The sequence below is a fragment of the Pseudomonas sp. B6001 genome, assembly GCF_013386015.1.
Taxonomy (GTDB): Bacteria; Pseudomonadota; Gammaproteobacteria; order Pseudomonadales; family Pseudomonadaceae; genus Aquipseudomonas.
In genome coordinates this window covers 18,738-27,522 of the sequence record NZ_JACAOX010000036.1, presented here as the reverse complement: position 1 = coordinate 27,522, position 8,785 = coordinate 18,738, and the positions used below count along the sequence as shown (strand labels likewise).

General features: G+C 63.5%; 7 protein-coding genes. All 7 read left to right on the top strand.

The window, feature by feature from the left end:
- Nucleotides 1-154 precede the first annotated feature (154 nt).
- Genes HX821_RS27905 through HX821_RS27875 form a run of 7 tightly spaced genes read left to right on the top strand, consistent with a single transcriptional unit; the run spans nt 155 to nt 8,594 of the window.
- Nucleotides 155-1,777: a methyl-accepting chemotaxis protein gene (locus tag HX821_RS27905; protein ID WP_003219261.1), complete on the top strand. Its 1,623-nt coding sequence runs from the start codon at nt 155-157 to the stop codon at nt 1,775-1,777.
- On the top strand, nt 1,777-2,289 hold the full coding sequence (locus HX821_RS27900) for a chemotaxis protein CheW (RefSeq protein ID WP_102368206.1): 513 nt from the start codon (nt 1,777-1,779) through the stop codon (nt 2,287-2,289). Before HX821_RS27905 ends, HX821_RS27900 begins: the two co-directional genes overlap by 1 nt.
- The gene (locus HX821_RS27895) at nt 2,289-3,551 is read left to right on the top strand and encodes a protein-glutamate O-methyltransferase CheR (protein WP_177037004.1); all 1,263 of its coding nucleotides are present in this window, start codon (nt 2,289-2,291) and stop codon (nt 3,549-3,551) included. Before HX821_RS27900 ends, HX821_RS27895 begins: the two co-directional genes overlap by 1 nt.
- The gene (locus HX821_RS27890) at nt 3,548-4,234 is read left to right on the top strand and encodes a chemotaxis protein CheW (RefSeq protein ID WP_102368208.1); all 687 of its coding nucleotides are present in this window, start codon (nt 3,548-3,550) and stop codon (nt 4,232-4,234) included. The genes HX821_RS27895 and HX821_RS27890 overlap by 4 nt, the downstream gene beginning before the upstream one ends.
- The gene (locus HX821_RS27885; RefSeq protein ID WP_177008490.1) at nt 4,231-6,534 is read left to right on the top strand and encodes a hybrid sensor histidine kinase/response regulator; all 2,304 of its coding nucleotides are present in this window, start codon (nt 4,231-4,233) and stop codon (nt 6,532-6,534) included. The genes HX821_RS27890 and HX821_RS27885 overlap by 4 nt, the downstream gene beginning before the upstream one ends.
- Nucleotides 6,531-7,541 carry a chemotaxis response regulator protein-glutamate methylesterase gene (locus HX821_RS27880; RefSeq protein WP_003219250.1) on the top strand — a complete coding sequence of 337 codons (1,011 nt, stop codon included), beginning with the start codon at nt 6,531-6,533 and terminating at the stop codon, nt 7,539-7,541. Before HX821_RS27885 ends, HX821_RS27880 begins: the two co-directional genes overlap by 4 nt.
- 51 nt (nt 7,542-7,592) lie before the next feature.
- On the top strand, nt 7,593-8,594 hold the full coding sequence (locus HX821_RS27875; protein WP_003219248.1) for a diguanylate cyclase: 1,002 nt from the start codon (nt 7,593-7,595) through the stop codon (nt 8,592-8,594).
- The last annotated feature ends 191 nt before the right edge of the window (nt 8,595-8,785 follow it).

Genomic DNA, 8,785 nt, shown 5'->3' with positions numbered 1-8,785 from the left:
GGAACCAATAGCAGCCGTTACCGCAGCAACGGATATGCCCCCCCAAGAAAACTTTCCTCCCCCGAGCGTGACCCAGATCCCACAAGCCGTTGATTAATGATGGCATCCGCTCAGCTATACTCCTCTCCATTTGAATGGCCCTCGAGGAATTACTGTGAAGAACTGGACCTTGCGCCAACGGATTTTGGCGAGCTTTGCGGTCATCATCGCGATCATGCTGCTGATGGTAGTGGTCTCGTATTCACGCCTGTTGAAGATCGAGGCTGGCGAAGAGTCAGTCCGCGATGACGCAGTCCCCGGGGTCTACCTAAGCTCCATGATCCGCAGCGCATGGGTCGACAGCTACCTCGACACCCTCGACATCATCGGCCTGCGCAAAGACAAGACACTCACCGAAGCCGACAAGGCCGACTACAAGTCCTTCGAAGCGCGCATCATCACGCAAATGGCCAATTACAAGGCAACTATCAACGGCGCTGAGGATCAGGCCGAGTTCGATAAGTTCGAAGCCCTGCACCAGGCCTACAACAAGGCTTTGGCCGCAGTCACTGAAAACCTGCAACGCAATGACGTCGCCGCCGCCCGCAAAGTGTTCGACGAAGAGCTGACCCCGACCTGGACCGCAGGCCGCATGAAGCTCAACGACATCATCACCGAAAACAAAAACGTCGCGGACCGCGCCACCAACGCTATCGACGACGCCGTGTCCGCTGCAAAAATCAGCATGGGCGTCTCGCTGATCCTCGCGATCCTCGCCGCTGGCCTCTGCGGCCTGCTGCTGATGCGCGCGATCATGGCGCCGATGAAACGCATCGTCGACATCCTCGAAACCATGCGCACCGGCGACTTGAGCAAACGCCTGAACCTCGAACGCAAGGACGAATTCGGCGCAGTAGAGACCGGCTTCAACGACATGATGACCGAGCTCACCGCCCTGGTGTCCCAGGCACAGCGCTCTTCGGTACAGGTCACTACCTCGGTCACCGAGATTGCCGCGACTTCCAAGCAACAACAGGCCACGGCCACTGAAACCGCCGCGACGACCACCGAGATCGGCGCTACTTCGCGGGAGATCGCTGCTACTTCCAAGGACTTGGTCCGTACCATGACCGAAGTCTCCACCGCCGCCGACCAGGCCTCGGTGGCCGCCGGCTCCGGCCAGCAAGGCCTGGCGCGCATGGAAGAAACCATGCACTCGGTGATGGGCGCAGCTGACCTGGTAAACGCCAAGCTGGCGATCCTCAATGAGAAGGCCGGCAACATCAACCAGGTGGTGGTGACCATCGTCAAGGTCGCCGACCAGACCAACCTGTTGTCCCTCAACGCTGCCATCGAGGCCGAGAAGGCCGGTGAGTACGGTCGCGGGTTTGCCGTGGTGGCCACCGAAGTGCGGCGCCTGGCCGACCAGACCGCCGTGGCCACCTACGACATCGAGCAGATGGTGCGCGAGATCCAGTCGGCGGTGTCGGCCGGGGTGATGGGCATGGACAAGTTCTCTGAAGAAGTGCGCCGTGGCATGTTCGAGGTGCAGCAGGTGGGCGAGCAGTTGTCGCAGATCATCCATCAGGTGCAGGCCCTGGCGCCACGGGTGTTGATGGTCAACGAAGGCATGCAGGCCCAGGCCACCGGCGCCGAGCAGATCAACCATGCGCTGGTGCAGTTGGGCGATGCCAGCAGCCAGACCGTGGAGTCCCTGCGTCAGGCCAGCTTTGCCATCGACGAGCTGAGCCAGGTCGCCGTCGGCCTGCGCAGCGGCGTGTCGCGTTTTAAAGTCTGATGAACGACCTCGCGGCTAAACGCGGTGCCGTTGCGGCAGTGAAGAAAGCACTGTTCCTGGTGTTTCACATCGGTAATGAACGGTATGCCCTCAAGGCCACGGAAGTGGCCGAGGTGCTGCCGCGCCTGCCGCTTAAGCCCATTGCCCATGCGCCTGCGTGGGTCGCCGGGATCTTTGCCCATCGCGGGGCGATGGTGCCGGTGATCGATCTCAGTGCCTTGACCTTCGGTACGCCGGCCCAGGCCCGCACCAGCACGCGCCTGGTGTTGGTCAATTATCAGCCGGATGCACTCACTCCGGCACGCTGGCTGGGGCTGATCCTCGAACAGGCCACCGATACCCTGCGCTGTGACCCGGCGGAGTTCCAGCCCTACGGCCTGGACAACCGCCAGGCACGTTACCTGGGCCCGGTGCGCGAAGACGAGCGTGGCTTGATGCAGTGGATCGGCGTGGCGGACCTGCTGACGGCTGACGTGCAGGCGCTGCTGTTTGCCGCGGGCGAGGAGGGTTGATGAGCAGTGATCAACGCTTCTTCGACTTCCTTAAGGAGCGCATTGGCCTGGACGTTGCCTCGGTGGGCGAAGCGATCATCGAGCGTGCCGTACGCCAGCGCAGCATGGCGCTCAGCGCGCAGACCGCAGATCAATACTGGCAGCAATTGCAGGCCTCCACCGACGAACAGCAAGCGCTGATCGAAGCGGTGATCGTCCCCGAAACCTGGTTTTTCCGTTACCCCGAATCCTTCGCCACCCTGGGCCGGCTGGCGGTCGCCCGCCTGGCCGAAATCAAGCAGATGCGCGCCCTGCGGATCCTCAGCCTGCCGTGTTCCACCGGCGAAGAACCCTATTCGATTGCCATGGCCTTGCTCGACGCCGGGCTGGCGCCGCATCAGTTCAAGGTGCAGGGCATGGACGTCAGCCCGCTGTCGGTGGAGCGCGCCCGCCGTGGGGTGTACGGCAAGAATTCGTTTCGCGGCCAGGACCTCGAGTTCCGCGATCGCCACTTCACCGAGCAAACCGACGGCTACCGAATTGCCGACCGGGTACGCGAACAAGTGCGCCTGCAGGTGGGCAACCTGCTGGACCCCACGCTGCTGGCCAACGAGCCCACCTACGATTTTGTGTTCTGCCGCAACCTGCTGATCTACTTCGACCAGCCGACCCAGAAGCAGGTGTTTGAAGTGCTCAAGGGCCTGACCCACCTCGACGGCGTGCTGTTTATCGGGCCTGCCGAAGGCAGCTTGCTGGGGCGCCTGGGCATGCGTTCGATTGGCGTGCCGCAGTCGTTTGCCTTCAGCCGGCATGCGGAGCCCGCGCCTGAACCGGTATTTGTGCCGATGCCCGCGCCGATTCCTCAGCGCAGTGCCGCGCCTATCCCGACCAGGCCCCGGCCGTTCAGCACCGTCAGTGCCCAAGTGGTACCGATCAAGCCGCCGCCCCCGCAGTCGGACGCCGCCGATCTGCTCAGTCAGATTGCGACCCTGGCCAATGAAGGCAAGAGCCTGGAAGCCCGTGCTGCCTGCGAGCGTTATTTGCAGAGCCATCCGCCGGCGGCCCAGGTGTTTTATTGGCTGGGCCTGCTCAGCGATGTGGCCGGCAGCGCCCTGGAAGCCCAGGGTTATTACAGAAAAGCCTTGTACCTGGAACCCCAGCACCCGCAGGCCTTGATGCACCTGGCCGCGTTGCTCGAGTCCCAGGGCGATGTCGCCGGCGCCCGGCGTTTGCAGGCTCGTGCCGCGCGCAGCGAGCGAGCTGACAGTGAGCGTAAATCATGACCCTGGATCCCGAGCTGAACCTGACCCTGGCCGATACCCAGGCCATCGATGACTGCTGGAACCGCATCGGCATCCACGGTGACAAGTCCTGCCCGTTGCTGGCCGAGCACATTCACTGTCGCAATTGCTCGGTGTATTCCGCCGCCGCCACGCGCCTGCTCGACCGTTATGCCTTGCAGCAGGACGATCACCGCCCCGTCGCGACGCCGGAAGTCGAGGGTGACGTCCTCACCCGTTCGCTGCTGATGTTCCGCCTCGGCGAAGAATGGCTGGGCATCGCCACTCGCTGCCTGGTGGAAGTGGCACCGTTGCAGCCGATCCATTCCTTGCCCCATCAGCGTTCCCGCGCCTTGCTGGGCGTGGCCAACGTGCGTGGCGCACTGGTGGCGTGCCTGTCCCTGGTGGAATTGCTGGGGCTGGACAGCACCGGCAGCGGCCCCAGTGGCGCACGAATCATGCCGCGCATGCTGATCATCGCGGCGCAGGACGGCCCCGTGGTGGTGCCGGTGGACGAAGTGGACGGTATCCATGCCATTGATGAACGCACCTTGAATGCGGCATCTGCGTCGGGCACCCAGGCCAGCGCCCGCTATACCCAAGGGGTGTTGCAGTGGAAAGGCCGCAGCCTGCGCTGGCTGGACGAGGCGCAATTGTTGTCTGCCGTGACCCGGAGCCTCACATGACCCCCGACCAGATGCGCGATGCCTCGCTGCTGGAGCTGTTCAGCCTGGAAGCCGACGCCCAGACCCAGGTGCTCAGCGCCGGCCTGCTGGCCCTGGAGCGCAACCCGACCCAGGCCGACCAGCTCGAAGCCTGCATGCGTGCCGCCCATTCCCTGAAGGGCGCGGCGCGGATTGTCGGGGTGGACGCGGGGGTCAGCGTGGCCCACGTGATGGAAGATTGCCTGGTCAGCGCCCAGGAAAGCCGCTTGTACCTGCTGCCGGAGCATATCGACGCACTGCTGCAAGGCACCGATTTGCTGATGCGCATTGCCACGCCGGGCAACACCGTGGGCCCGGCGGACATCGAGTCCTATGTGGCATTGATGGAGCGGTTGCTCGATCCGTCGCAGAAAGTCGCGCCGCCCACTGCGCCAAAGCCTGCGCCGCCGCCCACACCCGCGCCAGAACCTGAATTGTCGATGGAAGCGCTGCTGACCCTGCCGCCGGAGCCCGAACCCGCGCCGCCGGTCAGTGCCGAACTGCCACGCCAGAACAAACGCATGACCGAAGGCGGCGAGCGGGTGTTGCGGGTGACCGCCGAACGCTTGAACAGCCTGTTGGACCTGTCCAGCAAGTCCCTGGTGGAAACCCAGCGGCTCAAGCCTTACCTCGCCAGCTTGCAACGCCTCAAGCGCATCCAGAGCAACAGTGCCCGCGCCCTGGAAAACCTCGACGGCCACCTCAAGACCGTCGACCTGAGCCTGGAAGCCCAGGAAGCGCTGGCTGATACCCGCCGCCTGTTGAGCGAAGCCCAGGCACTGCTCGCGGAAAAAACCGCCGAAATCGACGAGTTCGGCTGGCAGGCCGGGCAACGCGCCCAAGTCTTGTACGACACGGCGCTGGCGTGCCGCATGCGGCCGTTTGCCGACGTGCTGGCCGGGCAGGTGCGCATGGTGCGTGACCTGGGCCGCAGCCTCGGTAAACAGGTGCGCCTGGAAATCGAAGGCGAGAAAACCCAGGTCGACCGCGATGTGCTGGAAAAGCTCGAAGCGCCGCTGACCCATTTACTGCGCAATGCTGTGGACCACGGCATTGAAATGCCCGAGCAACGCCTGCTGGCGGGCAAACCGGCTGAAGGCCTGATCCGCCTGCGGGCGTCTCACCAGGCCGGCTTGCTGGTGCTGGAGTTGAGCGACGACGGTAACGGTGTCGACCTGGAGCGCCTGCGCGGCACCATCGTCGACCGGCATTTGTCGCCGGTGGAAACCGCCCTGCGCCTGAGCGAAGAGGAACTGCTCACGTTCCTGTTCCTGCCGGGGTTCAGCCTGCGGGACAAGGTCACCGAGGTCTCGGGGCGCGGGGTCGGCCTGGATGCGGTGCAGCATATGGTGCGCCAGTTGCGCGGCGCGGTGGTGCTGGAGCAGACGGCGGGGCAGGGCAGTCGCTTCCACCTGGAGGTGCCGTTGACCCTGTCGGTAGTGCGCAGCCTGGTGGTGGAAGTTGGCGAAGAGGCCTACGCCTTCCCGCTGGCCCACATCGAGCGCATGTGCGATCTTGCGCCCGACGACATCGTGCAACTGGAAGGCCGCCAGCATTTCTGGCACGAAGGCCGGCATGTCGGCCTGGTCGCCGCCAGCCAGTTGCTGCAGCGCCCGCCGGGGCAGGGCAGTCAGGAAACCCTGAAGGTCGTGGTGATCCGCGAGCGCGATGCGGTCTACGGGATTGCCGTGGAGCGTTTTATCGGCGAACGCACGCTGGTGGTATTACCCCTGGACGACCGGTTGGGCAAGGTCCAGGACATCTCCGCCGGAGCGTTGCTCGATGACGGTTCGGTGGTGCTGATCGTCGACGTCGAAGACATGCTGCGATCGGTGGACAAACTGCTGAATACCGGTCGTCTGGAGCGCATCGCCCGACGCACCCAGCAAACCCTCGAAGCACCGCGCAAGCGTATTCTGGTGGTGGATGACTCGCTGACCGTGCGTGAGCTGCAACGCAAATTGTTACTTAATCGCGGTTATGAAGTGGCCGTGGCGGTCGATGGCATGGATGGCTGGAACGCGCTGCGCTCCGAAGACTTCGACCTGCTGATCACGGACATTGATATGCCTCGCATGGACGGTATTGAATTGGTCACACTCTTGCGCCGTGATACTCGCCTGCAATCCCTGCCGGTGATGGTTGTTTCCTACAAGGATCGGGAAGAAGACCGTCGTCGTGGACTGGACGCCGGCGCCGACTATTATCTAGCCAAGGCCAGCTTCCATGACGACGCGCTGTTGGACGCGGTGGTGGAGCTGATTGGAGGAGCACGGGCATGAGGATTGCGATCGTCAATGACATGCCCATGGCCGTGGAGGCCTTGCGCCGGGCGTTGAGCCTAGAGCCGGCCCACGAAGTGGTGTGGGTTGCGGGCAACGGCCTGGAAGCAGTGCAGCGTTGCGCCGAGTTCACGCCCGACCTGATTCTGATGGACCTGATCATGCCGGTGATGGACGGTGTGGAGGCCACCCGGCAGATCATGGCCGAGACGCCTTGTGCGATCCTGATTGTCACCGTCGACCGCCAGGCCAACGTCAGCCGTGTATTCGAAGCCATGGGCCATGGCGCCCTGGACGTGGTTGACACCCCTGCACTGGGCGTGGGCAATCCGAAGGACGCCGCGGCACCGCTGTTGCGCAAGATCCTCAATATCGGCTGGCTGATTGGCCAGCGTGGCAGCCGCGTGCGGGCCGAGCCTGCGCCCCAGCGGGCCACGGGCAAACGCCAGAGCCTGGTGGCCATCGGTTCGTCCGCAGGCGGCCCGGCTGCCCTGGAATCCCTGCTCAAGGGCTTGCCCCGGGACTTCTCGCCGGCCATTGTGCTGGTGCAGCATGTGGACCAGGTGTTCGCCGCCGGCATGGCCGAATGGCTGAGCAGTGCCTCGGGCCTGCCGGTGCGCCTGGCCCGGGAAGGCGAGCCGCCCCAAAGCGGTGTCGTGTTGCTGGCGGGCACCAATCATCACATTCGTCTGCTGAAGAACGGCACGCTGGCCTACACCGCAGAGCCTGTGAACGAGATTTACCGGCCGTCCATCGACGTGTTTTTCGAGAGCGTCGCCAGCTACTGGAATGGCGATGCCGTTGGCGTGCTGCTGACGGGGATGGGGCGTGATGGCGCCCAGGGACTTAAGTTGATGCGTCAGCAAGGCTACCTGACCATCGCGCAGGACCAGCAAAGCTGTGCTGTTTACGGCATGCCCAAAGCGGCAGCGGCGATTGACGCGGCTGTTGAAATTCGCCCATTGGACAGAATTGCGCCACGATTGCTGGAGGTATTCGCAAAATGACCGATATCACACGCTGTCCTGGCCTGCAGGTAGTAATTCAGGTGACCGTAAATGAATGATTTGCAGCTCGACGACTTCAAGACCGACGAAAACGCCGCCATGGTGCTGCTCGTCGACGACCAGGCGATGATCGGCGAGGCCGTACGCCGGGGCCTGGCCCATGAAGACAATATCGACTTCCACTTTTGCGCCGACCCGCACCAGGCCATTGCCCAGGCGATCCGTATCAAGCCGACGGTGATCCTGCAGGACCTGGTGATGCCGGGTCTCGATGGCCTGACCCTGGTGCGCGAATACCGCAATCACCCGGCGACGCAGAACATCCCGATCATCGTGCTTTCCACCAAGGAAGACCCGCTGATCAAGAGCGCGGCGTTTGCTGCCGGGGCCAACGATTACCTGGTCAAGCTGCCGGATAACATCGAACTGGTGGCGCGCATCCGCTATCACTCGCGCTCCTACATGACCCTGTTGCAACGGGACGCGGCCTACCGGGCGCTGCGGGTCAGCCAACAGCAGTTGCTGGACACCAACCTGGTGCTGCAACGGCTGATGAACTCCGACGGCCTGACCGGGCTGTCCAATCGCCGGCATTTCGACGAATACCTGGAACTGGAATGGCGCCGCGCCATGCGTGACCAGACCCAACTGTCGCTGCTGATGATCGACGTGGACTTCTTCAAGACCTACAACGACAGTTTCGGCCACCTGGAAGGCGACGAGGCGTTACGCAAGGTGGCGGCGACCATTCGTGATGCCAGCAGCCGTCCTTCGGATTTGCCGGCGCGTTATGGCGGTGAAGAGTTTGCCCTGGTGCTGCCCAATACCTCGCCGGGCGGTGCGCGGCTGGTGGCCGAGAAGCTGCGCCAGGCGGTGGCGAGCCTGAAAATCCCGCACATTGCCCCGGCAGAAGGGGCGAGCCTGACCATCAGTATTGGCTTGGCGACCATGACCCCGGTGCAGGGCACCGATTGCCGGCAATTGATCTCGGCGGCGGACAAGGGCCTGTACCTGGCCAAGCACAATGGGCGCAATCAGGTGGGGATCGAGTAGGGAATACGGTCTGCGGGATGTCGCAGACCTAATGTGGGAGCGGGCTTGCTCGCGAATGCGGTGTGTCAGTCAATGCATCTGGCGACTGAACCACCGCATTCGCGAGCAAGCCCGCTCCCACATTTGATCTTCATCGCTGTCTGGATGGTGCATATCCCCGCCTTTTCGGCCAAGCGGACTGCCGTTATCAG